27 protein-coding genes are annotated in these 24,749 nt (G+C 64.2%); 21 read left to right on the top strand and 6 right to left on the bottom strand.

Annotation, left to right across the window (positions count from 1 at the left end; translation table 11 throughout):
* Positions 1-118: 118 nt before the first annotated feature.
* Positions 119-1,645: an FAD-dependent oxidoreductase gene (locus QX071_RS05965; RefSeq protein WP_315701812.1), complete on the bottom strand. Its 1,527-nt coding sequence runs from the start codon at positions 1,643-1,645 to the stop codon at positions 119-121.
* 945 nt (positions 1,646-2,590) lie between these two features.
* On the opposite strand from QX071_RS05965, the gene QX071_RS05960 reads away from it, so the two are divergent.
* The 4 genes from QX071_RS05960 (at position 2,591) to QX071_RS05945 (ending at position 8,311) form a co-directional block, all read left to right on the top strand.
* Positions 2,591-4,621: an acyltransferase family protein gene (locus QX071_RS05960; RefSeq protein ID WP_315701813.1), complete on the top strand. Its 2,031-nt coding sequence runs from the start codon at positions 2,591-2,593 to the stop codon at positions 4,619-4,621.
* Between the two features lie 480 nt (positions 4,622-5,101).
* Positions 5,102-6,232, top strand: a complete 1,131-nt coding sequence (locus tag QX071_RS05955) for a TAXI family TRAP transporter solute-binding subunit (RefSeq protein WP_409977529.1) — start codon at positions 5,102-5,104, stop codon at positions 6,230-6,232.
* A 237-nt stretch (positions 6,233-6,469) separates the two neighbouring features.
* Complete coding sequence (locus tag QX071_RS05950) at positions 6,470-7,420, top strand: aldo/keto reductase (RefSeq protein ID WP_315701815.1); 951 nt, start codon at positions 6,470-6,472, stop codon at positions 7,418-7,420.
* 333 nt (positions 7,421-7,753) lie between these two features.
* Positions 7,754-8,311 (top strand): PAS domain-containing protein, encoded by a 558-nt coding sequence (locus tag QX071_RS05945; RefSeq protein WP_315701816.1) that lies wholly within the window; start codon positions 7,754-7,756, stop codon positions 8,309-8,311.
* On the opposite strand, the gene QX071_RS05940 is transcribed toward QX071_RS05945, so the two are convergent.
* The 3 genes from QX071_RS05940 to QX071_RS05930 are packed head-to-tail and all read right to left on the bottom strand — an operon-like array spanning position 8,296 to position 9,084.
* Positions 8,296-8,532 (bottom strand): hypothetical protein, encoded by a 237-nt coding sequence (locus tag QX071_RS05940; RefSeq protein WP_315701817.1) that lies wholly within the window; start codon positions 8,530-8,532, stop codon positions 8,296-8,298. The two genes, QX071_RS05945 and QX071_RS05940, sit on opposite strands and share 16 nt — an antisense overlap.
* Positions 8,533-8,588: 56 nt before the next feature.
* A complete protein-coding gene (locus QX071_RS05935; protein ID WP_315701818.1) occupies positions 8,589-8,837 on the bottom strand; it encodes a hypothetical protein in 249 nt (82 codons plus the stop codon).
* A 49-nt stretch (positions 8,838-8,886) separates the two neighbouring features.
* Positions 8,887-9,084: a hypothetical protein gene (locus tag QX071_RS05930; protein WP_315701819.1), complete on the bottom strand. Its 198-nt coding sequence runs from the start codon at positions 9,082-9,084 to the stop codon at positions 8,887-8,889.
* A 249-nt stretch (positions 9,085-9,333) separates the two neighbouring features.
* Here QX071_RS05930 and QX071_RS05925 point away from each other — a divergent pair, with 249 nt between their 5' ends.
* Together QX071_RS05925 and draG are read left to right on the top strand one after the other, a co-directional pair.
* A complete protein-coding gene (locus tag QX071_RS05925) occupies positions 9,334-10,176 on the top strand; it encodes an NAD(+)--dinitrogen-reductase ADP-D-ribosyltransferase (RefSeq protein WP_315701820.1) in 843 nt (280 codons plus the stop codon).
* A 10-nt stretch (positions 10,177-10,186) separates the two neighbouring features.
* A complete protein-coding gene (gene draG, locus QX071_RS05920; protein ID WP_315701821.1) occupies positions 10,187-11,083 on the top strand; it encodes an ADP-ribosyl-[dinitrogen reductase] hydrolase in 897 nt (298 codons plus the stop codon).
* Positions 11,084-11,103: 20 nt separating this feature from the next.
* On the opposite strand, the gene QX071_RS05915 is transcribed toward draG, so the two are convergent.
* Both QX071_RS05915 and QX071_RS05910 read right to left on the bottom strand, forming a co-directional pair.
* Entirely contained in the window at positions 11,104-12,354 is a 1,251-nt protein-coding gene (locus QX071_RS05915; RefSeq protein ID WP_315701822.1) for a cyclin-dependent kinase inhibitor 3 family protein, read from the bottom strand.
* A gap of 259 nt (positions 12,355-12,613) precedes the next feature.
* Complete coding sequence (locus QX071_RS05910) at positions 12,614-13,660, bottom strand: zinc-dependent alcohol dehydrogenase family protein (protein WP_315701823.1); 1,047 nt, start codon at positions 13,658-13,660, stop codon at positions 12,614-12,616.
* A gap of 161 nt (positions 13,661-13,821) precedes the next feature.
* Between QX071_RS05910 and QX071_RS05905 the strand changes: the two genes are divergently transcribed.
* The 15 genes from QX071_RS05905 (at position 13,822) to gvpJ (ending at position 24,742) form a co-directional block, all read left to right on the top strand.
* Positions 13,822-14,034, top strand: a complete 213-nt coding sequence (locus tag QX071_RS05905) for a hypothetical protein (protein ID WP_315701824.1) — start codon at positions 13,822-13,824, stop codon at positions 14,032-14,034.
* Between the two features lie 25 nt (positions 14,035-14,059).
* Entirely contained in the window at positions 14,060-14,446 is a 387-nt protein-coding gene (locus QX071_RS05900; RefSeq protein WP_315701825.1) for a c-type cytochrome, read from the top strand.
* 166 nt (positions 14,447-14,612) lie between these two features.
* Positions 14,613-15,296 carry a helix-turn-helix domain-containing protein gene (locus tag QX071_RS05895; RefSeq protein ID WP_315701826.1) on the top strand — a complete coding sequence of 228 codons (684 nt, stop codon included), beginning with the start codon at positions 14,613-14,615 and terminating at the stop codon, positions 15,294-15,296.
* A gap of 444 nt (positions 15,297-15,740) precedes the next feature.
* Positions 15,741-17,144 (top strand): sigma-54 dependent transcriptional regulator, encoded by a 1,404-nt coding sequence (locus QX071_RS05890; protein WP_315701827.1) that lies wholly within the window; start codon positions 15,741-15,743, stop codon positions 17,142-17,144.
* Positions 17,131-17,946: a GvpL/GvpF family gas vesicle protein gene (locus QX071_RS05885; protein WP_315701828.1), complete on the top strand. Its 816-nt coding sequence runs from the start codon at positions 17,131-17,133 to the stop codon at positions 17,944-17,946. Before QX071_RS05890 ends, QX071_RS05885 begins: the two co-directional genes overlap by 14 nt.
* A 97-nt stretch (positions 17,947-18,043) precedes the next feature.
* Positions 18,044-19,513 (top strand): PAS domain S-box protein, encoded by a 1,470-nt coding sequence (locus QX071_RS05880; protein WP_315701829.1) that lies wholly within the window; start codon positions 18,044-18,046, stop codon positions 19,511-19,513.
* A gap of 1 nt (position 19,514) precedes the next feature.
* Entirely contained in the window at positions 19,515-19,925 is a 411-nt protein-coding gene (locus QX071_RS05875) for a response regulator (protein WP_315701830.1), read from the top strand.
* A 202-nt stretch (positions 19,926-20,127) separates the two neighbouring features.
* A complete protein-coding gene (gene gvpA / locus QX071_RS05870; protein ID WP_253707812.1) occupies positions 20,128-20,346 on the top strand; it encodes a gas vesicle structural protein GvpA in 219 nt (72 codons plus the stop codon).
* 114 nt (positions 20,347-20,460) lie between these two features.
* The gene (locus QX071_RS05865; RefSeq protein WP_315701831.1) at positions 20,461-21,057 is read left to right on the top strand and encodes a hypothetical protein; all 597 of its coding nucleotides are present in this window, start codon (positions 20,461-20,463) and stop codon (positions 21,055-21,057) included.
* On the top strand, positions 21,054-22,082 hold the full coding sequence (gvpN, locus tag QX071_RS05860) for a gas vesicle protein GvpN (protein ID WP_315701832.1): 1,029 nt from the start codon (positions 21,054-21,056) through the stop codon (positions 22,080-22,082). Before QX071_RS05865 ends, gvpN begins: the two co-directional genes overlap by 4 nt.
* A gap of 1 nt (position 22,083) precedes the next feature.
* Positions 22,084-22,404 carry a hypothetical protein gene (locus QX071_RS05855; RefSeq protein WP_315701833.1) on the top strand — a complete coding sequence of 107 codons (321 nt, stop codon included), beginning with the start codon at positions 22,084-22,086 and terminating at the stop codon, positions 22,402-22,404.
* 141 nt (positions 22,405-22,545) lie between these two features.
* Complete coding sequence (locus QX071_RS05850) at positions 22,546-22,905, top strand: hypothetical protein (protein WP_315701834.1); 360 nt, start codon at positions 22,546-22,548, stop codon at positions 22,903-22,905.
* Positions 22,906-22,953: 48 nt separating this feature from the next.
* On the top strand, positions 22,954-23,682 hold the full coding sequence (locus tag QX071_RS05845; RefSeq protein ID WP_315701835.1) for a GvpL/GvpF family gas vesicle protein: 729 nt from the start codon (positions 22,954-22,956) through the stop codon (positions 23,680-23,682).
* A 192-nt stretch (positions 23,683-23,874) separates the two neighbouring features.
* Entirely contained in the window at positions 23,875-24,147 is a 273-nt protein-coding gene (locus QX071_RS05840) for a gas vesicle protein GvpG (protein ID WP_315701836.1), read from the top strand.
* Positions 24,134-24,742 carry a gas vesicle protein GvpJ gene (gvpJ, locus tag QX071_RS05835; protein WP_315701837.1) on the top strand — a complete coding sequence of 203 codons (609 nt, stop codon included), beginning with the start codon at positions 24,134-24,136 and terminating at the stop codon, positions 24,740-24,742. The genes QX071_RS05840 and gvpJ overlap by 14 nt, the downstream gene beginning before the upstream one ends.
* Positions 24,743-24,749: the final 7 nt, after the last annotated feature.

The raw sequence follows: 24,749 nt of genomic DNA, 5'->3' as shown, positions 1-24,749 counted from the left end.
GCGCATCGCATTCTCCGCTGTCGTCCCGGGCTTGAGGCTTGATCTTTCCAGCCAGCTTTTTCCGAGGCAACCGGCAGCCTCCGCATTGGCGCATTGGCACGCACACATTTGCCCCCATTTACCGTATCGGATTTTGCTCCATCTCCAGCTCGGCCTTGAGGCTGTCGATGTCGCGGTAGATCGAGGCGACCGCGAGCACGCGGCCCGCGCGCTTGTAGCGCAGCACGCAGTCCTTCGCCTTGATGTCGCCCTCGACCGCGATCTCGTCCCATGTCTCGGCGTGACCGACATAGTTGATCGGCACGTCGTAATGCTGGCTCCAGAAGAACGGCACCGCGTCGAAGGGCTCGTTCAGTCCGAGCATATTGCGAGCAGCGGTCTGGCCCTGCCGTTCGGCAACTACCCAATGTTCGACGCGGATGCTGTCGCCGGAATAGCGGTCGGGCCAGCGTGCGATATCACCCGCTGCAAAGATGCCCGGCAGACTGGTTTCGAGATTCGCGGTGACGATGACGCCGCGATCGACCTTGAGGCCGGCCTGCTCCGCCAGATCGAGGCGAGGCTTCACGCCAATGCCGACCACGACGAGGTCGGCTTCGAGCGTGCTTCCGCCCTTGAGGCTGACCTGCCTGCCGTCGATCTCCGTCACGCCATCCTGCAGATGAAAGACGACGCCATGCTCCTCGTGGAGCGCACGCACGAAATCGCCCATGTCAGGCCCTAGGATGCGCTCCATTGGCCGCCGCTCAGGCGCGATCACATGCACCTCGATGTCACGTTCGCGCAGCGCGGCGGCAACTTCGAGACCGATGAAACTGGCGCCGATCACAACGGCGCGCTTTGCCGTTGCGGCACCCGCGATGATCGCGCGACAGTCGGCCAGCGTGCGCAGCATGTGAACATGCGGCTGGTCCGCGCCCGGGATCTTCAGCTTGACCGGCTCGGCGCCGGTCGCGAGCAGCAGCCGGTCAAACGGCACGGTCTTGCCGTCACCAAGCACCACATGCCGCGCTTTCCCATCGATGGCCGCGACCCGTGTGCGCAGCCGAAGACCGATGTTCAATTCGGAATAGAAATCATCCGGCCGGAGCGGCACCCAATCCTCGGGCGCCTTGCCGGCCAGATAATCCTTGGACAGGTTCGGGCGATCCACCGGCGGCGCCTCATCGTTGCTGAGCATGGTGATCTCGCCGCCGTAACCGTCGCGGCGCAGCATCTCTGCCGCGGCAAAGCCTGCAGCGCCCCCGCCGATGATGACGATGCGACGCGGTGCGTCGGCCGGCGGCGTCCTGGCCGGACCTGTGTGATCGCGCTTACGCCGCACGACAACGCGGTCGGCCGCCTGTTCGACCTGCCAGACGGACAGCGACGAGAGCGCAGGGGCACGCATCGCCTCGCCGGTGCGCAAATCGAAGCAGGCGTGATGCCAGGGGCAGCGGACGCTGGCGTCGACGACGAGGCCGTCGGCGAGCGGGCCGTGATAGTGGCTGCAGAATGCGTCGATCGCGAAAGTGTCGGAGCCCGTGCGCACCAGCAGCACGGCCTCCTTGTCCACGTGACCGAGCAGCATGCCGTTCTTGAAATCGCTCAACGACACGCCGAGCGCGAGATCCGGACCTTCCAGCTTGCCTTCGTCGTCGGACATGGCGGATGCCTCCTTCGCTGGAGCATGATCCGGAACGGTGCGAAGCGTTTTCCGAAAAGATCATGCTCATTCAAACCTAGAGCGTGACGGCGCTTCGACGCGATCCCGTCCCCACTCCCGCGTCGGCTCCGGCAGATCAGAGCTGCCTTGCCACCAAGCCACAATCGGACAATCGGTTCCTCCGGTTCAAAAGGCCGTGCTGACAACGCGCCGCTCGAACTCTGCACACGCGCACAAGCGCGGTCCCGCGGCGCATCAGCGCCCGGGGTTGTGCAGTTCGTCTGCCCTCGAAAATGCGAGAGGGCGCAGGGAAGGCCGGACCTCGACTGAGGCCCGTGGCCCGCCTGCGGAAAAAATGCAGGCGGCAGGTACCACAGGTCCAGCCGGACGAGCCCGGCCTTCCCTGCGCGATGGTTTTAACGGCTGCTTCGCGATCTCCCCGGTGCGCCGGGCTTGTTGGCCACCGTTTACGCATGCTGCTTTCGCATCAGCGCGACCTCAGCGTCGGGAGGTCAGGACCACGCGACTTGACCGTCCGCATCGAACTTGCTCGCCGGCCCGCAAATGCAAAGCCCCAAATCCGATGCGTCCACCGCTCCCCGCTGCTACGCCTCGTGACGATCGGCCGAAACGTCCCTCTTCATCGCCGCGGGATGGCCGAGATCATCGTTGTGATTTGCCCGACACGGCAAGGCCAGGGGCGTGCGGCAAACTGGCACGACGGGCAGTTTGCGCAGGGAGGTCATGCGGAACATGCCCGTCGGGCGGATGATTGCACGAGTTGCGGATCGCAACACCGCGGGCCGCCACGTCGCTCCGAAGCGGCCATCCTCCCTGATTGCTTTGGCTGCCCCCTCCTGATCGAACGGCAAAAAACCTCGCGCATAGATTGCCGACGGGGCGAGCAAAAGCTAAAACCACGACCGGATCGTTGGGGAAAAGCACATGCACGCGCCAGTTGCCGATTCGAAACCGAGTCTGATCCATGGCACGGCGTACAGGCCGGATATCGACGGACTTAGAGCCGTTGCCGTCATCTCAGTCGTCCTGTTCCACGCCTTCCCTCATGCGCTTCGCAGCGGATTCGTTGGGGTCGATATCTTCTTTGTCATATCCGGATTTCTGATCACCTCGATCATCGTCGCGGACCTCGCCAACGGATCGTTCCATCTTTCGACCTTTTACGCTCGTCGCGTCAGGCGCATTTTCCCGGCCCTGATCCTGGTTCTCTTCACGGCACTCTTGCTCGGCTACGTGTTTCTATACACCGACGAATACAAGGAGCTTGGCAAGCAGGTCGTTGCGAGCGCCGGATTTGCCGCGAACCTGTTGTTCTGGAAGGAGGCGAACTATTTCGACGCGGCTGCGGAAACGAAGCCGTTGCTGCACCTGTGGTCGCTGGGTATCGAAGAGCAATATTACATCGTTTGGCCGGCCCTCTTATGGCTGTGTTGGCGGACAAAGAAGCGCGCTCTGCCGTACCTCGTGGGGCTGCTGTTCATCGCATCGTTTCTGCTTAACATCAGAGCGACGACTCTCAACCCGGCAGAGGCCTTCTACTCGCCGCTCACGCGAGCATGGGAGCTGTTCGCAGGCGGCCTGGTGGCGATCGCATCGTCCCAACACACCAAACGGCCATTCGGCTTTATCCCTGACGCCCGCCTTCGAATGCCCGTTTCCGATCTGCTCGCAATTTCAGGGCTGGTTCTATTGGCGGCGAGCCTGATCCTGATTTCAAAAAATACTCCGTTTCCGGGATGGGCTGCACTGATGCCCGTCATAGCCACCTGCATCCTTGTCGGCGCCGGACCTTACAGCTGGGTAGCCCGGCATGTTCTTGCGCATCCCATCCTGGTCGGAGTCGGGCTGATTAGTTACCCGCTCTATCTCTGGCACTGGCCTCTGCTCGTCTTTACTCGCGCCTGGCTCGGCGGGGCTGGCTCCGCGCCGGTCCGCTTCGGCGTCGTCGTGCTCAGCGTGGGATTGGCTTGGATCACGTACAGGTTTCTGGAACAGCCGATTCGTTCTGGTCGATCCGCCTTGCGATCGGTCCCCTTGCTGGGCGGTACGTTGGCGACGCTCGCGGGGGTCGGCGCCCTGGCCATGATCTATGGCTGGACCATTCATCCAGACGATATCGACAGCTACGCAGCCTATTTCGATTCATTTCGCAACGGCGCATCGCCGGCTCGCGAAGAGATGGTGGATGTCAACCAAAACCAGTGCAACTTCTACAACTTCGAGAGTCCGCTGCCGACGCGGGTTCCCCGCGCCGCGATCAGCCCGGATTGCTACACCAGCCACTCCCACAGAACCGTGCTTCTGTGGGGCGATTCCCATTCGGCACATCTTTTTTACGGCCTGCGGAAAACGCTTCCGTCCGACGTATCCTTGCTGCTCACCTATGCTTCGGCGTGCCGTCCACACCCGATCGATGTAACGAAGCTGGAAACCGACTACTGCGAAAAGTCCAACTCATTTGCGCTATCGACGATACGACAGGTCGTCCCCGATGTCGTGGTCATCTCCTTCAACAACGCCTTCGACACGGAATATCTGCGGCAGGTGTCGCGCGAAATCCGACAGTTCGGCGTGAAGAGGGTGATCGTTCTCGGACTGGTACCTCACTGGGATCCGTTTCTCTTCAAGGTGGTCATGCAGCATTATTGGCAGCTCACCCCATCACGAATTTCGACGCATCTCGACCAGCACGCGCTCGGCATCGATAAGGCATTTCGAAGCGAGCTCCAGGCGAACGAACCTTTCGAATACCAGAACCTGTTCGACTTTTTCTGCAACGCAGAAGGCTGCCTCATCTATCTCGACCGCAACCGGCGCGAAGGCCTCGTGAGCTTCGACAATGCGCACCTGCGGCCTCGAGCGTCCCTTTACCTTGCTGAGCACCTGCTTACGCCGTTGATCCAGCGCGACGTCCAGCCACCGGCCGACGCGCGGGGGAGCGCTGTCGCGAAGTGACCAGGAGGGAGGGAATTACGATGACGACGCCTTGGCTTCCCTCGCGCCCGGCTCGTAAGCCTGGTTAGTCCAGCAAGGCGCAGCCCGCCATCTCATTAAGAACATGGCGGGTTACGCGGCCGCGGACGAACTCCGGACAAATTCGGACGTGTTTGGGCGCGGTCGCTACCCCGCCCACGATCTGCTGCAGTTGATAGCGCAAACCGAGGCCGGCACACGAACGGCCGGAGCAACGGAAGGATCGAGGTCCCGCCCAACTTCAGCTCGCTACGCTGCCCCACAATTACACCGCTGCCGACGAACCACCACCATCGCAATACCGCCATGGGCTTGGCGCTATCCGGGCTTCGCCAAACCTGAGCCAAACTTCAGCCCGGTTCCAATGGAACCATGCGTGCATAGTAAGAAAAATTGGGGGAGCGTTCGGTGCATTGTGCAGCGCGCGTAGTTGTTTGCGCACTCATCTCGACCGTCGTTGCGATGCCGGCCGGCAGCGCCAAAGCCCAGCAACTGCGGCAGCGCGCGCCCGCAGCCGCTGTCGCCCCCGCCGCCCCAGCGGTGGGTCCTTCCATGGGCTCCTTGCCCGATCGGGAAGCGCTGAATTCCGGGACCGTGACGGTGATCACCGCTCCGATCGGCGGTCCGATGTCGGTGATGGGCTCCGACATGGCCGCCGTCCTCGACGACGGCGAGAATCTGCGCGTGCTGCCGATCCTGGGCAGGGGCCCGGCGCAAAATCTCATCGACATCGTGATGTTGAAGAACATCGACATGGGCTTCGTCACGACCGACGCACTGGACTATGTGAAGAACGAATACAACATCCCGGACCTCGGCCAGCGCGTGCGCTACATCGCAAAGCTGTTCTACAACGAGGTTCATATCATCGCGCGGCCGGAAATCCGCAGCCTGCAGGATCTCGAGGGAAAGCGTGTTTTCGCCGAACGCAGCATCGGCCTGCCGGCGGCGCGCGCGATCTTCAGACGCTTCGGCATTCGGGCCGACATCGACTCGCAAACCGATCCGACCGGCGGTCTGCAGAAGCTCATCGACGGCCAGGGAGACGCCTGGATCGCCTCCGTGTCGAGAGATGCGCCCATCATCAAGAGCGTCAAGAACGACGGCGGCCGACTGCATCTGCTTTCGGTTCCCTACGACCGCTCGCTGCAGGACATCTACTTCCCCTCGAACTTCACGTCCGACCAATATCCGAACCTGGTGCCGCCGGGCATCAAGATCGAGACCGTCGCGGCGCCCACCGTGCTCATGGTCTATAATTGGCCCGAGCAGAGCGAGCGTTACCGGCGCACGGCGCGTTTCGTGAACGCGCTGTTCGACAAGATCCAGATTCTGCAGTCGCCGCCACGCAATCCCAAATGGCGCGACACCGTGCTGTCGGCCACAGTCCCCGGACTGATACGCTTCAAGGCGGCGCAGGAATGGCTGGACGGCGCGCGAACGGAGCCATCGCCGCCGCAGATCCAAGGATCTCCGGCGGAATTCCGCAAGTTCCTCCAGGAGCGCAAGGCTCAGGTCAATCTCACGCCCGAACAGGCCGCGCAGCTCTACAGCGATTTCCTAAGACGGCAGCGGGCCAAGGAGGCGCGGTAAGGCGGGCCACCGCGCGACACGTGACCGGCGTGCCTTGAAGCCGAAGAGGACGACACAGCACCGACACCCGGATTCGTATCGCCTCCGTAGGCGGGTGGCGAAACCGTCCGCACCCCCGTCAGATCAACGTCCCGCGATGTCCCGCCATGCCGTTGCCGGGGTGGTCAGCCCTTTTGAACAAGGTCATTGTGCCCCGTCGTCGTCGCCCACCCGCCACGCCAGAAATCGAGTGCGCCCATGAAGCTTCGTCCGCTCGGCCGTTCCGGCCTCACCGTTCCGCCCCTCTGCTTCGGCTGCAACGTGTTCGGCTGGACCGTGGATGAGGCCGCCTCGTTCCGCCTGCTCGACAAGGTGCTGGACTCGGGGCTGAACTTCCTGGACACCGCCGACGTCTATTCGCGCTGGGTGCCGGGCCATAGCGGCGGCGAGTCCGAGACCATCATCGGCAAATGGATGAAGCTACGCGGCAACCGCGATCGTATCATCCTCGCCACCAAGGTCGGCATGGACATGGGCGACGGCAAGGTCGGGCTGAAGGCCGACTACATCGCCCGCGCGGTCGAGGATAGCATGCGCCGGCTGCAGACCGACGTGATCGATCTCTATCAGTCGCACAAGGACGACGAGACGACGCCGCAGGAAGACACCCTGGCGGCCTATGACAAGCTGATCAAGGCCGGCAAGGTGCGCGCGATCGGCGCCTCGAACTTCTCCGCGGAGCGGCTGCAGGCCGCGCTCGACATTGCCAAGAACGACGGCCTGCCGCGCTATGAAAGCCTGCAGCCGGAATACAGCCTCGCCGAACGCTCGTCCTACGAAGGCGCGCTGCAGCGCGTCTGCGAACAGAACGGGGTCGGCGTCATCACCTTCTTCTCACTCGCTGCGGGCTTCCTGACCGGCAAGTATCGCTCGGAAGCCGATTTCGGCAAGAGCCCGCGCGGCGAGCGTAGCGTTGCCAAATACATGAACCCGCGCGGCATGCGCATCCTGGCCGGCCTCGACGAGGTCGCCAAGGAGACCGGCGCCGAGCCAGCTTCGATCGCGCTGGCCTGGCTCTTGGCCAAGCCGTCGGTCACTGCCCCGATCGCGAGCGCCACCAAGCCGGAGCATGTCGACACGCTGGTCGCGGCAACCAAGCTCGCGCTCAGCAAGGACCAGGTCGCGCGGCTCGACGCAGCGAGCGCGTGAGCCGCGAACCGACGGAAGTCCGGCCCCGCCGATCTGGTCGGCACCCAGCCACCGGCGCGTCTCGGCACGCCGCCTAGCCCGCCGCATCCGCAAAGAGCCCCCGCGAAGGCCGATCTCAGCATCTGGCTCGCTCGGGCGAGGATGGGTTTATCGGCCGTCAAGGAGACCTGAGCCGCGCTATCCGGACATTCTGAAGCACCCGGCGGGCTTCCCACACGGTCCGCCCTGGCATAGAATTGGGTTGGAGCGCGGTAAGCGCATCCGCGCCATTTGCTTTACAGGATCATGAAACGATTCATCTGTGAGCAGAACGTCGCTCATTTTCAGCGGCTTTTGAGCGAAACCAGCGAGCCGACCCTGCAAGGGACGCTGGGACGGCTGCTGGCGACCGCCAAGCGCGAGCTGGCGCTGCTCGACGCGGATCAGGACGGGGCGGCCCCATCGCTGCACGGGCAACGCCCGACCGAGCCCGGCGACGCAGCCTCGATCCGGCGGCAATTCCTCGCGGACTTCGACGGCTCGCCGCATCCCTACATGCTGCTCGATCCCGGACCGCGCCTGCAGATCGTCGATATCAACGCCGCCTACGCCGCCGCGACCTTCACGACGCGCGAGGACATCGCCGGAAAATCGCTGTTCGAGGTCTTCCCGGACAATCCGGACGAGCCCCTCGCCGACGGCGTCAGCAACCTCTACACGTCACTGAAGACGGTCGCCCAGACCGGCCGCCCGCATGCGATGGCCATCCAGCGCTACGACGTGCGCGGTCCGGCCGGCGCGTTCGTCGAAAAACACTGGCAGCCGGTGAACACGCCCATCCACGACGATGAAGGACGGCTGGTTTTCCTGCTGCATCACGTGGAAGACGTCACCGATCAGGTGGTGCGCTGAGAACGACGCGGCCGCGCCGGACCGCGACCGGATGGCTCGCTTTGCACCAGCAGCTTGCCGGTGCTGCCATTGACGAAATGCAGGGATCCGCAGGCTGGGCACGGCATCGAAACATAGGCCTGGTCGCTCTCGCACAGCGGGAGGTCCGGCGGGAGGTCCGTGAGCCAATGCTGCACGTTCATCCCCGTTCTCGGGCACTTGTAGACGATATTGCGGTCCATGGCTGATAGGCCGTCCCTGTGTCGGCGTGGTTGCGCTGCGTCAATCCCGGGCAGCGCTACTGCATCGTAGAGCGCGCGGGCTGCGGTGCATGTTGCTGCAATCCCCTCAAGATGGAGTCGCGGTGCGCCACATGCCCGGCCTGGCAGCGGCGAAACGTATCCAATAGCGCCAGCGCCGACGTAGCGTCGTGGCCATGACTATCCAGCTCCGCAACGATCTGCTCTTGACGAGCCATGTGATGCGCGCCTTGCGCAACCCGCTTGTCGGCGTCGATCAAATGCTTCAACTCGACCATGCGATCCATGCCAGTGCTCCCGATCAGACGCCATCAATTGTCGCTGCGCCGGCTTGGCTCAGCGCGCGATGCCGGCAACGGCGCTGGCCATCACCGGCGCCTTCGCCGCCACGACGACGGCAACGCTCTCGCGGCCTGCGATGTCCGCCGAGCGAAACGAGATACTGATGACTGCAACGGCAGTTGCCGCCACCAAAGCCATGATCACGATCTTCAGATGGGTCGCTCGATCGGCGGTGTAAATCGAATGGTTCATCGGAGCACCGAAGCCGTTGTCCGCAGTCGAAACTTACGCAAACCGGCGCCCAGGGGCCATTCGGGGGCGTTCCTTACGTAGTTCGCCGGAGCTGCGGTCTCATCCCTCGCCGGGTGCGGAACGCCGCAGCAGCGGTAGGGCGCGGAAGCAGCCGGCGGCAGCCGCACCGCCAAAGCTGACGGTATCGCGCAGGATTGGGCGCGCGAACAGGCGGCGCAGGGCTTTCCTGGCGCCGCGCGAAGCCTCATCATGGTCTTCATGAACGTCATGAACGACGCAGGACAGCGCCCGCGGCGCACCATCGGCCATTCGACCAATCTCGTGGGACGCCCCTCCGAGTGGCTGGCGAGTTGTGCCTTCAACGACGCGCCGGTGCCGCTGCACATCTGGGGCGTCGTCGAGATGAACGCGAACCTGTTTACGATGCTGGCGCAGGCCGACGACCTCGCTGAAGCCGGCGAGGCGTTCTCCGCCTACATGATGGCGATGTTCGGCCTCGATCCCGAGCAGCGCCCGGCGACCGCCGCCGACAAGCGGCGCTTTCGTTCGTCGTTCTTGCGGCTGATCCAGGGCTGGAGCTTCGACAGCAATGGGGCGGAGGGCGCCGTGCTGAAGGGCTGGGTCGAGAGCCGGTTCGGCATCTGCCCCTCCTTCCACAAGGAGATCATCGAGCGGGTGTCGAGCCGCGCCTGGACGCGCTATGTCGAAGAGAAGATGTCGAGCCGCTTCCACAACAACGCGATCTGGGTGCAACTCGACCTGCTGTTCGAGTTCTGTCAATGGGCGATCCGACGCTTCGCTTTCCCGGGCCAGACGCATCTGACGCTGTATCGCGGCGTCAACGCGTTCGACGAGCATTGGATCGTGGAGCGGACGGGGCGGCGCGAGGCGGTGGTACGGCTGAACAATCTGGTCTCGTTCTCGTCCGACCGCGACACTGCCGGCTGCTTCGGCGACACCATCCTCACCGCGCGCGTGCCGTTGTGCAAGATCCTGTTCTTCAACAGCCTGCTGTCGTCGCATCCGCTCAAGGGCGAAGGCGAGTATCTGGTGATCGGCGGCGAATTCCGCGTCGGCGTGGACTATGTCTGAGAAAGCCGGCATGACCGCGACTGACCTCGAGGATCGCGCGCTCGCCGCCTATCTCGGCTTTGCGATCGGCGATGCGCTCGGGGCCACCGTCGAATTCATGACCAGGAGCGAGATCGCCGCGCAGTACGGCGTGCATCGTGAGATCATCGGCGGCGGCTGGCTGAAGCTCGCGCCGGGAGAGGTGACCGACGACACCGACATGTCGCTCGCCCTGGGCCGCTCCCTGATCCGCAAGGCTGGTTTCGATGCCCGTGACGTCTGCGAGGAATTTGCAAGCTGGCTGATGAGCGGGCCGGCGGATGTGGGCAACACCTGCCGGCGCGGCATCCGCCGTTATGTCGCGCACGGCACCGTTGAAGGCACCTTCTCCGAGGGCGACGCCGGCAACGGCGCGGCCATGCGCGTGCTGCCCGTGGCGCTCGCGACCTTGGGCGCGCCCGGCAAGGCCCAGGAGTGGACCCTGGCGCAGGCGCGTGCCACGCATCATCATCCGCTTTCCGACGACGCATGCCTCGCGCTGGTGCGCATGACGCACGGCCTGCTGCAGGGCGGCGGAAAAGACGCGGTGCGGCACGAGGCCGAGGCTCTTGTCGGCAAGCACCGCGCGTTTCGCTTCACGCCCTATCCTGGGCAATGCTCCGCCTTCATCGTCGACACCATGCAGACCGTTCTGCATCATTACTTCGGCGCGGATTCCTTCGCCGAAATCGTCGTGCAAACGGTCAACCAGGGCGGCGACGCCGACACCGCCGGCGCGATCGCCGGGATGCTGGCCGGCGCAACCTACGGGCTGGAGGCCATCCCTGGGCGCTGGCTCGCGGCGCTCGACCAGGACGTCGCCGCAACGATCCGCGCGCAGGCGGTGCAACTGCTGGCGATGTCGCGGGCGGCCGGCCCGGAAGGCTGATCAACCCGGAACGCTCCCGATCAACCGACGTGACGGCCTGCTGCGCTCGCCCGCGCCGCCATGTCGGCCTTGCGCGCGATCAGCTTCTCGGCCAGTCCAATGCTGCCGCCATGCGCAGTCACCACCGTCCGGATCGCATCGTCGGGAATGCGGGTGACCACGGCGATGGCGTCCTCGATCGCAGCGAGGCTCATGTCGCCGAACAGCCTGACCGCATGCGGATTGTCGGGATCTGTGCGCAGTGTATCGAGTTCACCGACGCGCGGACCGAATGCCTTGCCTTTCGGGTCCCCCTGCGCGCGAAACTCGAGCGCGCCGCCGACGTCGAGCGTCGTGACAACCCCGTTCACGACGCCCTGATTGTCGCCCTCGAATCCCGCCGCATCCCAGTTGGCCGTCCAGGCGTGCACGCCGAGCCAGCACTGCGCCGCTCTGCGCTCGTCCGCGCTGAGCTCCGACACATGGCGCTTCGCGAGCGCAACCAACACGGTCGCGACCTGATCCGGCGCCTTGGTCTTGATGTAAGTGAGCGTCGGAGCGCCGGCGAGCCGATAGAGCCTGGCCGCGATGATCTCGTTGCGCGCATGCGCGGCCGACTCCAGCGACTTCACATAGAACCGCCGGCCCGCCGCGTCCTGATAGATGCCGGCGGGATGACTGCCCATGCCGCGGCCGATCTTCTGCATCGAGGCGATGTCGAGGACCTCCTCATCGGCATCGTCGATGGCTTTCGTCCGCTTCACCAAAGCGAGCTGCGCCGGGGTTTCGATCGCGCCCGGACGGACGCGGCGAACCTCGCGAATGGCCTGCTCGGGCGGCATGCCCAGCTCAACCAGCAGCCGGGCAGCGATCATGCCGGCGCGGCCGAGCCCGCCCTTGCAATGCACGACGATATCCTCGCCCTGGCGCAGAAGCGCGCGGATCTCGCGGCCATGGCTCTGCCACTGCGCCTCGAAACCTGGAGGCGGCACCGAATAGTCCGGGATCGGCAGATGCCACCAGTCGAGCCCGCGGGCACGGACCTCAGCGCCGAGATTTGGCACCTTGAGCGCTGCGAGCTCGGCCGGCTCGACCAGCGTCAGCACCACGCGCGCGCCCCAGGCAGCGATGACGTCGAGATCGGCGGCGAGTTCGCGCGCCCAGGCCCCGGTGTACGCGACGCTGTCATGCTTGCCGGGACAGAAGGTGATCCCGATCCGCCCATGCGAGGGACTCGCCCGCACCTCGGCGATCTCCAGAGGATGGGTCTGGCTCGTCCGCGCTCCAACCATGCAGCCGCTTTCGCAAACCCTACTGGATTGAACAGCGCAGCCACCGCGGCGACGCTCCGCTCTGAAGCAGCCGATCATAATCCTTTTCCGCTCAACTCCCAACCAGCGTTCCCGCTGCGGCGGATCGACGCCTCCCCGCTCGCCTTCACGACGACGCGCGTTGGCAAGACCCGCCGCGCGTTCGAACCGACGAAGGAAAAGCGTCGACCGGGACGCGATCAAGCGTCCAGGGCAGGACCATCCGGGCTCAGTTCGAATGTCAGCCAGACTGGGCTTCGATCACCACCTTCAGCGCGTTGTTCCTGGCGGCGTTGGCAAAGGTATCGTAGGCCTCGATCATCTGCTCCATCTTGAAGCGATGGGTGATCAGCCGCGTCGGATCCAATTTCCCGGACTGAACCGTCTTGAGCAACATGGGCGTCGTCGCGGTGTCGACCAATCTGGTGGTGATGGCGATGTTGCGGTCCCAGAGCTTCTCCAGATGGAGGTCGACCTTGACGCCATGCACGCCCACATTCGCGATCACCCCGCCCGGCGCGACGATGTCCTCGCAGGTGATGAAACTGGCGGGAACGCCGACCGCCTCGATCGCGGTGTCCACACCGCGGCCAGCGGTCATCTCCATGATCCTGTCGGCGGCCTTGCCGCCGACATTGTTGATGACATCCGTCGCGCCGAAACGTGACGCGACCTCGAGCCGATTGTCGTCCATGTCCACCATGATGATCCGCGCGGGCGAATAGAATTGCGCGGTCAACAGAGCGGCAAGCCCAATCGGCCCGGCGCCGACGATTGCGACCGTCGAACCGGGCTGCACCTTGCCGTTGAGCACGCCGCATTCGAAGCCGGTCGGAAGGATGTCGCTGAGCATCACCAGCGCTTCCTCGTCCGTCCCGGGCGGAATGTGGTACAGGCTGGTGTCCGCATGCGGGATCCTGACGAACTCGGCCTGCGTCCCGTCGATCCTGTTGCCCAGAATCCAGCCGCCGGTCACGCAGTGGGAGTACATCCCCCGCCGGCAGTAGTCGCACTTGCCGCAGGACGAGATGCAGGAAACCAGGACGTGGTCGCCCGGCTTGAAGCCAGTCACGGCCGCGCCGACCGCGTCGACGACGCCAACCCCTTCATGGCCGAGGATACGTCCTGGAGCGCAGGTCGGAACGTCTCCCTTGAGGATATGAAGGTCCGTCCCGCAGATCGTCGTTTTCGTGATCCTGACGACCGCATCCGTCGCGTCGACCACGGCCGGCTTCGGCCGCTCCTCGACTTTTTTGGTTCCGGGTCCGAGATAGACAAGTGCTTTCATGTGCAGCTCCTGCTTCGACGACACCTCGCGGGCCGCGCCGCCAGGCGCCCGCCTGTCCGTCACCCTGCTCTTTCCTATTCATCCTGCGATCAATTGACGGCCGTGACCGGCTTGATGGCGGAGCTCGCCGATCACACCTGTTTGTGAACAGGAGGTTGCGCATGCCACGCTTCATCGTTCGATTCATGAAGGACATCCTCGGCGAAAACGGCCAAGTCTGCGAGATCTGCGAGAATGCCGTCGAGCTCGATGCGGGAAGCGAACGCGAGGCCGAACAGAAAGCCAAGGAACGATTCTGCCGGATCCACGGCACCCATGACTGGTCTCTCCATGCAGATCGTGTGAAGGTGGCTCCGGGCGATTTCCCGTCGTAGTTCCAGCCTCGTGCACGCCATTCGGTTGGCCGACAGACTGATCGCCGCTTCCGTTGAGGTCAGGCATCAAACGCATGGAACCCTCGGTATGACAGAAGCCTTCAGACTCTCGACCGTCCTCTTGTCCGTCGCATGTTGCGTCTTCGCGATTGCCGCACCCTGTGCGGCCGCAGATGCAGCCCATGGCAAAGACATCGCAAAACGCTGGTGCGCGAGCTGCCATCTCGTCGAAAGCGGGCAGACGAGTGCAACCGATCGGGCGCCGCCGTTCAGCTATCTGGCGACAATTCCGGAATTCGATCAGAACAGGCTGGCCTTCCTGCTGCTCCTGCCCCATCCGAACATGCCGAAGGTCTCGCTCAATCAGGCAGATGTCGCAGATCTGGCGGACTACATCCGCTCGGTCAAATGAACGCGCCGCGGCGGGTGCCCGGGCGCTGCGGAATCAAGCCCTTGCAGGCACATTCGGCCGCGGTTGGGCTCAGGATATCTACGTAGGGAGACCACCTTAAGAATTCTGCCGAAATTTCCACGCAGGCGCGGCTCGCGTAATTGATCTCCATCAACAGGAGATTGCCATGCTCACCGCCGCCCTCAACGTCCGTCCGCTCGTCACCCACAAGCCGGTGCCGTCCGTGTCCCGCGTTTCCGATCAGTTCGCAGCGATCGCAGGCCTGGTCGCAAGCGAGTTCTCCTACAAGAAGGATGAGGAGATCTTCGGCGAAGGCGAGACCGCCGAATATGTCTATCAGGTGGTCTCGGGCTCGGTCCGGACCTACAAGCTGCTGTCGGACGGACGGCGCCAGATCGGCTCCTTCCACGTGCCGGGCGACGTGTTCGGTCTCGAAGCCGGCACGGCCCACCGCCTGACGGCCGAAGCCATTGTCGACACGACCGTACGCCTGGTGAAGCGCTCGAGCCTCGAAAAGGCAGCGACCACCGAGGTCCAGGTGGCGCGCAAATTGTGGAGCATGACCGCCGCCGAGCTCAAGCATGCCGAAGACCATATGCTGCTGCTCGGTCGCAAGAACGCGATGGAAAAGGTCGCGGCATTCCTTCTGGAGATGGACCGGCGGCTCGCCGGGGCCGGCATGCTGGCGCTGCCGATGTGCCGGCGCGATATCGGCGACTATCTCGGCCTGACGCTGGAGACGATCTCCCGCGCGCTGTCCCAGCTCCATGCCGAGGGCGTTCTCGGGTTTTCCGGTGCCCGGCAGATCGTGCTGCGCAATCGTCAGCACCTGCGCGACATGGATGCGTGAGCTGCGCATGGCCGACGCCGCCGACGGTTGGCCACCACTCGTCAAGTGGCCAACCCCAGAGGGAGGGCGGACATATTCATGGCGAATAGGCGGCGACGCTGAAGAGCCATCAATTTGCTGAGGCTTGTCCGTGGCGGGGGTCGTTCCGAGCGTCTCAACCCTTCTAAGTAGAAGATTTATCTATATCAAACCATAGATCGTAATAGAATATTGAGAATTGAGCAGAACTCGCACGCTGCTTAGCGGCGACGCAGAGCTTATATACTGTCAAAAATCCTAGAAGCCAGTAGTGTCCCCGTAGCTCCATAAGATGAGCGAGTCACGTTCGTGAAATAAATTAATACACGACTCCTGATGACTCTCGTTGACACGACACAACCACGAATATAACATACGTTATCCTCAATTTTACCGGCCCTCCCGTCGCAACGACGGAGCTACCTGATGCCGCAGCAGCCCACGGTTCTTCTGATCGACGACGATGAGGATATGCGGTGGGTGATGCGCAACATCCTTGTCGGCGCCGGCTTTACGGTCGCGGAAGCCGACGCAGGTGGAGCAGGCTTGGCAGCCGCCTCGCTCCGGATGCCGGATGCCGTACTGCTCGACATGCGCATGCCTGGACTTGGTGGCGACGAAGTGCTGCGACAGCTAAGACGTCTCGCGCCGGATCTCCCTGTGATCATCGTCACAGGCCACGGCAGCATTCCGGGTGCCGTGAGCGCAATGCAGAGCGGCGCATTCGAATACATTACAAAGCCGTTCCGTAACGAACATCTGATGGACATCGTCCGCCGGGCGCTCAAGGGCTGGAGCAGCGCCGATCGCAGGCGTCGGAGCGGCGTCGCCGCGACTCTCACCGAAGCCATGGGGCGGAGCCAGGCGATCGAGGATCTGATTTGCCAGGTCCAGGCGGTCGTCTCGACGGATTATTCGGTCGTGATCCAAGGCGAGACCGGCACCGGAAAGGAGATCGTCGCGCGCTGCCTTCATCAGCATGGTCGCCGGGCCGAGCAGCCGCTCGTTGTCGTCGACTGCGGGACGATCGGCGAAACGCTCACCAACAGCGAATTGTTCGGTCACGAAAAGGGCGCCTACACGGGCGCTCACGAGCGTCGCCATGGCTGGTTCGAAGAAGCCGCGGACCGCGGAACGATCTTCCTGGACGAAATCGGCAATCTCGGCCTGAGCGGACAGAAGGCCGTGCTGCGAGCCCTCGAAGAGCATACGATCTTCCGCGTCGGAGGCACGCGCCCGATCCACGTCGACATGCGCGTCATCGCCGCAAGCAACGACGATCTGGAGGAGCGCGCTCGGGCCGGGAGCTTTCGGGAGGATCTCTTCTTCCGTCTGGCCGAGTATGTCATCACCCTGCCACCGCTCCGCACGAGGCCGGAAGACATTCCCTATCTATCGAAGCGATTCCTGAAGCAGGCCTGCGAGGCGCTCAATCGTCCGCCGATCGACATCTCGCCGGCGGCGATCGATCTGCTCCAGTCCCACCGCTGGCCGGGGAATGTGCGCGAGCTGCGCAATGTGATCAAGCGGGCTGTCCTCCTCGCCACCGACGACGTGATGCCGAGTCATCTTGCCTGCAGCCTTGGCCGGGACTGTTCCGCTCGCGCCGGCTCCCAGCAGCGCATGACCGCATCCTCGGCCTCGCTGCGCCAACGCATCCGCAGTGAAGTCGACGTAATCGAACGCGACGCGGTGTTCGACGCTCTCGAACGCGCCGGAGGAAACAAGGCCGAAGCGGCACGGATCCTCGGCGTGGACTACAAGACGTATCGCGTGAAGCTGAAGAAGCTGACGGAACGCCAAGGGGCAGCTCTTGATGAGCGCCCTTGAGCGGCCTGTCGAGGCCATCACAGATCGCTCGCCACCGGCGACCGTGGTCACCCTGTTTGCCTTCGCCAGGGCTGACGACATGGTCCGGGCTCCGCCGCTGGAGCGCGAGGGCCTCCTGCTTCACCGCGCAGGACAAGTCGCGGCGGTGGCAGGCCTCGTTCCTGCCGAGGACTACTGCGGCGCCGCAGCTGCGGAGCATCTGGCCGACGCCGCCTGGCTCGCGCCACGCGTACGGCAACACGCCGAGTTGGTCAGCTGGACCATGACATGGTCTGCTGTCTTTCCTGTACCCTTCGGTACGCTCTATTCGAGCCTCGCTGGTCTGTCCGCGTTCGTGCATGCGCATGAAGCGACCATCATGCGTTTTCTCGAAATGACTGCCGGCAAGCAGGAGTGGGAGCTGCAGGCGAAGGCGTCCCTCGCCGATCCCGGCGTGCTCGACGAGTTGGCCCGCGATGCATGGCCGGGCTGGCAGGAATTGCCCAAGGGCACGCGCTATATGCGCATCTGCCGGGACCGCGCCAAGCTGCATGAACTGGGACGCGCCAAGGCGCTTGAAATGGCGCGTGGCGCAGTCGGGACCATTCAGGCTCTGACGACCGATATGCACGAGGCCAGGCGCGGTCGTGACAGCGGCGGGAACGAGTTGGTTGCCCGCTGGGCGCTTCTCGTCCCCACGGAAAACATTCAAACCTTGCAGGCCCGCACCCATGCGCTGAACGGCTGCGCTCCGAACCAACTGCTCAATCTCAGCCTCTCCGGTCCGTGGCCGCCCTTCAGCTTTCGGCCGGACCTCAGGTGAAGTGATCCGTTGCCTGGAGCGCGCGAGCGCCCCGGGCCAAGCACCGGGAGCTACGACATCCATGTCGCGGCCGGTCGCATAATGCCGAGGATGACAGATGAATCTCGTGACGCTGCATTACGAGACCCTGTTCCACGCCCTCATGGCGACGATCCCGTCGTCGATCCTGATCCTCGACGAGCGACTTGCGGTCGTGACCGTGAACCACAATTTCCTCGAGAAATCGCGCGCGACCCTGAATTCGATCTTGGGGCGCCGGTTGCAGGAAATCTTCCCATCGGCGTTCGAAGACACGGCGCTGGAAGCCCAAATCCGCAAAGTCGTCGCGTCCGGCAATACGCTGCACCGTCAGCGGATGAGCTATCGCGCCCCCGGTGTTCCGCTGCGGATCTATTCGTACAGCATCTGTCCATTGCGGCTGCAGGACGACGCGCGCGGCGCCATTCTCGTGATGGATGATGTGACGGACCTCTTGAAACTAAGCGAAGAAGTACGCCGGATGCAGACGCATCTCGCCCGCATCGTCGAAAGCGCCGGAGACCTGATCATCTCGACCGACCCGAAGGGCGCGATCATGACCTGGAATGCCGCGGCCGAGAAGTCGACGGGCTACGCGGCGGCGGAAGTGCGCGGTACGCGGCTGGCCGAGCACATCGACGAGCCGGAAAATAGCGAAGTGGAGGCCTGCTTCCGCAACATCGCCGAGATCGCCGAAAACCAGCCGGTCGAGTGGCCCATGCGCTGCCGGAGCGGAACGTCGATTCCCGTCTCCTGGCGGCTGTCGCGAATGACCAACGACACCGGCGAGGTCTCCGCCGTCGTCGTCGTCGGGCGAAATCTCGTCGAGCAGCGGGCCATGGAGGAGCAGGTGCGCCAGGGCGAGAAGCTCGCCGCCCTCGGCATGGTCATTGGCGGCATCGCCCACGAAATCCGCAATCCCCTCGGCGTCAGCTCGGCGGCGGCCCAACTGCTGCGACGCGGGATCACCTCGCCGGCCCTGCTCGAAGAATGCGTCACAAAAGTCATCGGCGGCATCGACCGCGCCTCCGTCATCGTCGAGAGCCTGCTGCGCTTCGCCCGGCCGGGACCGATCAAGGAAACGACCCGGGTCAATATGGTCGAGGTGGCGAAAAATGCGTTGATGTTCGCGTCGGGCGAGGCCGCAGCGAGAACCAATGTCGAGTGGGACCCGCCGCCGCCGGCCAACGGCATCTACGCCGAAGGCGTTCAGAACCTGCTCGAACTGGTCGTCATCAACCTGCTGCTGAACGCATTCCAGGCGATGCCCGACGGCGGCCAGCTGACGATCGGTATTCGACGGATATCCCGCGAGGTGATCGTTGAGATCGGGGACACTGGGCAGGGAATTCCGGAATCCCATCTGACCAAGATATTCGATCCGTTCTTCACGATGCGGGGCGGCAGCCGGCGATCGGGGCTCGGGCTGTCGGTGTCCCATTCCATCGTGCGCCAGCACGGCGGCAGCGTGTCGGTGCGGACAGCCGCCGGAGTCGGCACGACGTTTACGGTACGGCTGCCGGTCTATCGGGCAGAGGGGGATCGCTGAGATGGCGCAGCAGATAAAGGACGCATCCCTGAAGACGGTGCTCGTCGTCGACGACGATCAGGACATGTGCTGGGTCCTCAATGTCGCGCTTGCAGATTTGGGCTGCGACGTGACGACCGTCAGCTCGGCGCAAGAGGCTCTCGCGCTGGTGGCCGAGCAGGCCTTCTCCATCGGATTCATCGACGCGCGCCTGCCGGATATGGACGGGTTGCGGCTGATCAAGGTGCTGCGGGAACTGCAGCCGGCCATCCGGATCATCATGGTGTCCGGATATTATTTCGAGGACGACGTGCCGATATCCGAAGCCGCGCAAGCCGCCGAGATCGATGGCTTCCTCGCCAAACCATTCCGGATTGAAGGGATCGCTGCGGCGTTGTCGAAAGCAGGCAAAAGCCCGGGCAAGAGGGGATGATGCCCGCTGCCGCCCGGGCGTCACCACCCCTGCAAGCGCGAATAACTGTCATTCAACTCTGCGGCCGGACGATAAGTACTTGATCGAGAAGAGAATTATTTTTTTGGCGAAGCAACAGAGTCTGGCATCGCATTTGCGATTGGGAGTTCACGGCCGGCGAGCTTTGGCTCTCTTTCGGCCGCCACTGTAAGGAGAAGCTTCAATGGCACGCGTACAGAAAGCGACGGACTCGTCGAGCCTCGCGGAAGTCGTCGACCGGATCCTCGACAAGGGCATCGTGATTGACGCCTGGGTCAAGGTCTCGCTGGTCGGCATCGAGCTGATCACAATCGAAGCCCGCGTCGTCGTGGCATCGGTCGAAACCTACCTCAAATACGCCGAAGCGGTCGGACTCACCGCCTCTGCGGCAGCGCCTGCTTAACGCGGGCGTCACGGATGCCGGGAGAGCGTTTCCTCCCGAGCCGCGCTCCCGGCAACCACATACGTTCGAAACGGAGGACGAAAGATGGCGAAGGTAGCGGACGACATTCCCCGCGTGGCCACCAACATCGTGGCGGGCCGCCGGCAACGCGCAGAGCTGGCAACCGAAATCAAGCGGCAGACCCGCGACCGGCGCACCGAGGTACGCTCGATGCTGGCGCGAGCGAAAGCAACCCGAACTAACGCGGCCCGCGAGCTGGCGGCAACCATCGACGACGTCACGAAAACGCGCCATCGCGAGATACACTCCCTGCTCGCCGGAATGAACGCATCGCGGACCAGGGCCGGGCGCGAGCGAAGTCACGAGGCCGTGGCGACGATCAAGCTGCGCAGCAACGAGATCAAGTCGCTTCTGGCGCGTTGCCGGCGAGCGATGACTGCGCGGCGGCAATATCGTCGCGAGCGGGCGAGCGCCCAGCGCGCGGCCGCCGCCGAATTCATGCGGGATCTCACCAACGGGGTGGCGACCATGCTCGGCGGCTTCGCCAAGGACGATCGCCGTCGTGCTGCCGCGATACGGGAGCGGCTAGCCGGCTATGCGCGCGAGCGCCGCGCGGCGATCGTCGCGTGGCGTGGAATCCTGGCTCCGCATTCGCGCGGTTACGGCCAGTTCGGCTCGCACGAACTTCGTAGCGAAGGAGAGACGGCATGAACGTCGCCCTTCTCTCCGACCTCGACGAAGGACGTCAGGCATTCGGCGGCGGGGACGCCTCCATCTCGATGGGGCCGAGCGACGCATTCGTGAACTCGCCCATGGTCCAGGACATTACGCAGCGAGCCCTGGCCTATCTCGCCGCAGGCTACGCCGTGCACTTCTGCGGGCCGGCCGGCACGGGGAAGACGACTCTCGCCTTCCACGTCGCGACCCAGCTGAGCCGCCCGACGGTGCTCATTCACGGCGATCACGAGTTCGGCAGCTCCGACCTGATCGGGCGCGAGAGCGGCTATCACAAGTCGCGCGTCGTCGACAATTACATCGCCTCGGTGGTCAAGCTCGAGGAGGAAGGACGCGCGCTGTGGATGGACAATCGGATCACGGCTGCGTGCCGGCTCGGTCATACGATCATCTATGACGAGTTCAACCGAAGCAAGCCGGAGGCGAACAACCCGCTCCTGAGCATCCTGTCGGAAGGCGTCCTCAACCTGCCGAAGCTGCATGGCAGGGGCGAGGGATACCTCAATGTGCATCCGCTGTTTCGCGCGATCTTCACCTCCAATCCGGCTGAATATGCCGGCGTCTTCCGCGCCCAGGATGCCTTGCTCGATCGCATGATCACGATCCATGTAAATTACTGCGACCGCGACACCGAGATCGCGATCACGGCGAGCAAGTCCGGCCTCGATACCCGCCGCTCAGAGAAGATTGTCGATCTCGTGAGGTTGTGCCGCTCCGAAGGACAGGATCATAGCTTTCCGACCTTGCGTGGTTCGATTGCGCTCGCCCGCGTCCTGGCTTCGCATGGCGGCGAAGCCGATGCGAAGAATCCGATCTTTGCGGGAGCCTGCCGGGACATTCTCGGCCAAGCCGTTTCTGGACGGGGCGAAGGCGGATTGTCATCAGCCCTGGTCGATCGGCTGCTGCGACGCCTGGATGCCGACGCCAACGCCAGCGGCGGGCCCACGCCGGCCGAGGCGCGCCGCGAGCGCAAGGCGGCCAAATCGAATGGCGGAGGGTGACATGCCCGTGCATGCAAGACCTCGCGGCGTCTCCGATCTCCGCACCCTGACGGGGCGATCGGATACGGGCATCCCCGCTCACAAGGCCTATCTGCGCATCAGCTTTCTCGAGCTGGAGCGCGCTCGCAAGCTGCAGGAGATGCGGACTGCGCGCGGCAGGGTCGACGTCATCGACGCTCGCTTTCGCGAGATCGACGGCGAGATCGCAGACATCCTGGCCAACCTGCGCGGGACAGCGCCTCGCGCCCGGCCGGTCCAAGGTCCGCGTCCCGCGCCCGTGGGGTTGCGGCGGGCCGAGCGCAAATTCCGGCTTTCCTATTGAGGCGCCGGCGATGCACGACCGCAAGCAGGGCTCCGTCTCGTCTTCCCGCCGACGGGAGGGTGCCGGAGCCCGGCCAATTCATTAGCGTAGCGGCGCCAACGGAGGCGCCGGACATCCATGCAGACGGGAGGGATAGAGCCGATGGCAACCAAGATCGACGGTGCGGCTGAGCCGCAGCAGCCGAAAGCGCCGGTGCAGATGCCGCTCGGCCCGGAGATGGCGAGGCCCACCAGCAGGCTCGGCGCGGCCAGAGCCGCGATCCGGGACTTCCTGGTTCACGAGCTCGATGCGCGGGAGGTTCGTATCACCAAGATCGTTCCGCACGATCATGCCGACACCGGATGGACGGCGGAAGCCGAGATCCTGGTACTGAACCTCGAAGTCAAAATGCTCGGTCTGCCGCTGACCCAAGAGGTCCTCGAACGCGAACATTACACGGTCGAGCTCGACAGCGACCTCACCGTGAGATCGTACGAGCACAGGGAAGAGCTGCCGGATTAAGTGACCCGGCACGCCGAAGTGAACTCGAGTAGCTGACTGGAGTAGCTCATGGGCCTGTTTGTCTATGCCATCGGCCGCACCGGAGCGGTCGAACCGCCGCCGCTTCCCGGCGTGCTCGACCAGCCTGTCTATCGATACGGGACGGATTCGTTGAGCGCGGTCGTGAGCGACTATGGGCGCGATACAATCCGCCCCGAGCGTCGGCATATCGGCGCAGCACAGCGCGTGCTCGCCGCTCTCAATGCGCGCTTCGACGTCCTGCCGATGGCGTTCGGCACCATCACGAAGTCGGAGGCCGCCCTTCGCTCCTTCCTGGACCAACACTGCGAAAGCCTGTCGACCCAGTTGCAGCGGATCTCGGGGGCCGTCGAAATGGGGCTGCGCTTGACCCTTCAGGTCGATGACCCCGTCGCCTGGCTGGTCGCGCAGACGCCGGCCCTGCAGATCGCGCGCGATCGAACTTTTCGCGGCGGCCGGCCGCCTTCGCACGACGCAAAGGTGCGGCTCGGCCAGATGGTCGATGAGGCCTTGGGTCAATATCGCGAGGATCGAACCAACCGAGTCCTGGCCGCGCTGGCCTCGTCCTGCGCCGAGGTGATCGCGTTGCCGGTTCGCGGCGACAGGGAAATCGCCAATCTCGCGGCGCTGGTGCCTCGCGCGGCGATCGACAAGTTCGAAGAGACCGTCCAGGCCTCGGCGGCGCAGATCGACGACGACATCGTCGTCAGCGTCGGCGGGCCTTGGCCGCCGCACAATTTCGTGCGGCTCGACGGATAGGCGGAGAGGTTCGTTCGCGAGACGGTGGCCCGGAGTTCCTGACGATGTTCATCGTTGATGATCTGCTGGCCGCACCGCTTCGCCTCGTGGCTCACGTTCTCAGCAAGATCGTGAGCGTCAAGCGATCCAGCGCGGCACGCCCCGCGGCGCTGGATCGAGACCGGACGACGACGGCAGACGGAGGACAGGATCATGTTTCTCATCGACGATCTCCTGGCGGCGCCGGCGCGCGGGCTGATGTTCGTACTGGAGAAGGTGAACGAGGCAGTTCAGAAGGAGCTCGAGGCGCAGGAACGATCGGCGATGGCTGACCTGACCGCGCTTCATCGCGCGCTCGAAGAGGGCAGGATCACCGAGGCCGAGTTCGACGCGCGAGAGGTCAAGCTGCTGGATCGCCTCGATCGGCTGCATGCGCAGGCGCAGGTCGAGGGTGAAGGAGATGAGAACGGTGATGATCGCTCCTGAGCCGGATCGTGCCGGCACCACGCGGTCGAACGGTCAGCGTCTCGATCTGGCGGAAGCGCTCGACCGGATTCTCCACTGCGGCGTTTCGGCTCAGGGAAATCTGACGATCGGGGTCGCCGACGTCGAATTGCTGTTCCTCGATCTCCGTCTGCTTCTTGGCTCCATCGACACGATCTGGCCGGAGGGGCGTCCGACCGCGAGCGGGGTCAGGCGGCCGCAGCCGCCTGGCCTCGCGCCTCCGGACACCGCGCCGGCGCCGCCGCCGGTCCCCTCGGGCGAGACCGGCAATGAAGCAGCCGCAGCGATGGGACTCGGCACACCGCGCCTCCGGGACACGAGCGGCACCGAGGGAAGATCATCGACCGCGCAGGGCCTCGTCCGTCTCGTGCTCACCCTCGTCAAGCTGCTGCACGAGGTGATCGAGCGGCAAGCACTGCGGCGCATGGAATCCGGACGCCTGACCGACACGCAGGTCGAGAATGTGGGGACGGCGCTGTTCGCTCAGGCCGAAGAGATTCTGCTTCTGCAGCGGCAGTTCGGCTTCTCAGACCAGGATCTTTCGCTCGATTTAGCGCTCCAGGAAGGAGCGCCATAAAGGATGG

Source organism: Bradyrhizobium sp. SZCCHNS1022, assembly GCF_032484835.1.
Lineage (GTDB): Bacteria > Pseudomonadota > Alphaproteobacteria > Rhizobiales > Xanthobacteraceae > Bradyrhizobium.
This window is presented reverse-complemented; position numbering and strand designations above follow the sequence as displayed.

Excerpts from the sequence above, each read along its gene's own strand:
- QX071_RS05965 (WP_315701812.1), bottom strand. The coding sequence starts at position 1,645 with ATGTCCGACGACGAAGGCAAGCTGGAAGGTCCGGATCTCGCGCTCGGC.
- QX071_RS05910 (WP_315701823.1), bottom strand. The coding sequence starts at position 13,660 with ATGAAAGCACTTGTCTATCTCGGACCCGGAACCAAAAAAGTCGAGGAG.
- QX071_RS05950 (WP_315701815.1), top strand. The coding sequence starts at position 6,470 with ATGAAGCTTCGTCCGCTCGGCCGTTCCGGCCTCACCGTTCCGCCCCTC.
- QX071_RS05885 (WP_315701828.1), top strand. The coding sequence starts at position 17,131 with ATGAGCGCCCTTGAGCGGCCTGTCGAGGCCATCACAGATCGCTCGCCA.
- QX071_RS05840 (WP_315701836.1), top strand. The coding sequence starts at position 23,875 with ATGTTTCTCATCGACGATCTCCTGGCGGCGCCGGCGCGCGGGCTGATG.
- QX071_RS05895 (WP_315701826.1), top strand. The coding sequence starts at position 14,613 with ATGCTCACCGCCGCCCTCAACGTCCGTCCGCTCGTCACCCACAAGCCG.
- QX071_RS05940 (WP_315701817.1), bottom strand. The coding sequence starts at position 8,532 with ATGGACCGCAATATCGTCTACAAGTGCCCGAGAACGGGGATGAACGTG.
- QX071_RS05875 (WP_315701830.1), top strand. The coding sequence starts at position 19,515 with ATGGCGCAGCAGATAAAGGACGCATCCCTGAAGACGGTGCTCGTCGTC.
- QX071_RS05905 (WP_315701824.1), top strand. The coding sequence starts at position 13,822 with ATGCCACGCTTCATCGTTCGATTCATGAAGGACATCCTCGGCGAAAAC.
- QX071_RS05855 (WP_315701833.1), top strand. The coding sequence starts at position 22,084 with ATGCCCGTGCATGCAAGACCTCGCGGCGTCTCCGATCTCCGCACCCTG.
- gvpJ (WP_315701837.1), top strand. The coding sequence starts at position 24,134 with ATGATCGCTCCTGAGCCGGATCGTGCCGGCACCACGCGGTCGAACGGT.
- QX071_RS05845 (WP_315701835.1), top strand. The coding sequence starts at position 22,954 with ATGGGCCTGTTTGTCTATGCCATCGGCCGCACCGGAGCGGTCGAACCG.
- QX071_RS05890 (WP_315701827.1), top strand. The coding sequence starts at position 15,741 with ATGCCGCAGCAGCCCACGGTTCTTCTGATCGACGACGATGAGGATATG.
- QX071_RS05850 (WP_315701834.1), top strand. The coding sequence starts at position 22,546 with ATGGCAACCAAGATCGACGGTGCGGCTGAGCCGCAGCAGCCGAAAGCG.
- QX071_RS05915 (WP_315701822.1), bottom strand. The coding sequence starts at position 12,354 with ATGGTTGGAGCGCGGACGAGCCAGACCCATCCTCTGGAGATCGCCGAG.
- QX071_RS05955 (WP_409977529.1), top strand. The coding sequence starts at position 5,102 with ATGCCGGCCGGCAGCGCCAAAGCCCAGCAACTGCGGCAGCGCGCGCCC.
- gvpA (WP_253707812.1), top strand. The coding sequence starts at position 20,128 with ATGGCACGCGTACAGAAAGCGACGGACTCGTCGAGCCTCGCGGAAGTC.
- QX071_RS05935 (WP_315701818.1), bottom strand. The coding sequence starts at position 8,837 with ATGGATCGCATGGTCGAGTTGAAGCATTTGATCGACGCCGACAAGCGG.
- QX071_RS05880 (WP_315701829.1), top strand. The coding sequence starts at position 18,044 with ATGAATCTCGTGACGCTGCATTACGAGACCCTGTTCCACGCCCTCATG.
- QX071_RS05930 (WP_315701819.1), bottom strand. The coding sequence starts at position 9,084 with ATGAACCATTCGATTTACACCGCCGATCGAGCGACCCATCTGAAGATC.
- draG (WP_315701821.1), top strand. The coding sequence starts at position 10,187 with ATGACCGCGACTGACCTCGAGGATCGCGCGCTCGCCGCCTATCTCGGC.
- gvpN (WP_315701832.1), top strand. The coding sequence starts at position 21,054 with ATGAACGTCGCCCTTCTCTCCGACCTCGACGAAGGACGTCAGGCATTC.
- QX071_RS05960 (WP_315701813.1), top strand. The coding sequence starts at position 2,591 with ATGCACGCGCCAGTTGCCGATTCGAAACCGAGTCTGATCCATGGCACG.
- QX071_RS05925 (WP_315701820.1), top strand. The coding sequence starts at position 9,334 with ATGGTCTTCATGAACGTCATGAACGACGCAGGACAGCGCCCGCGGCGC.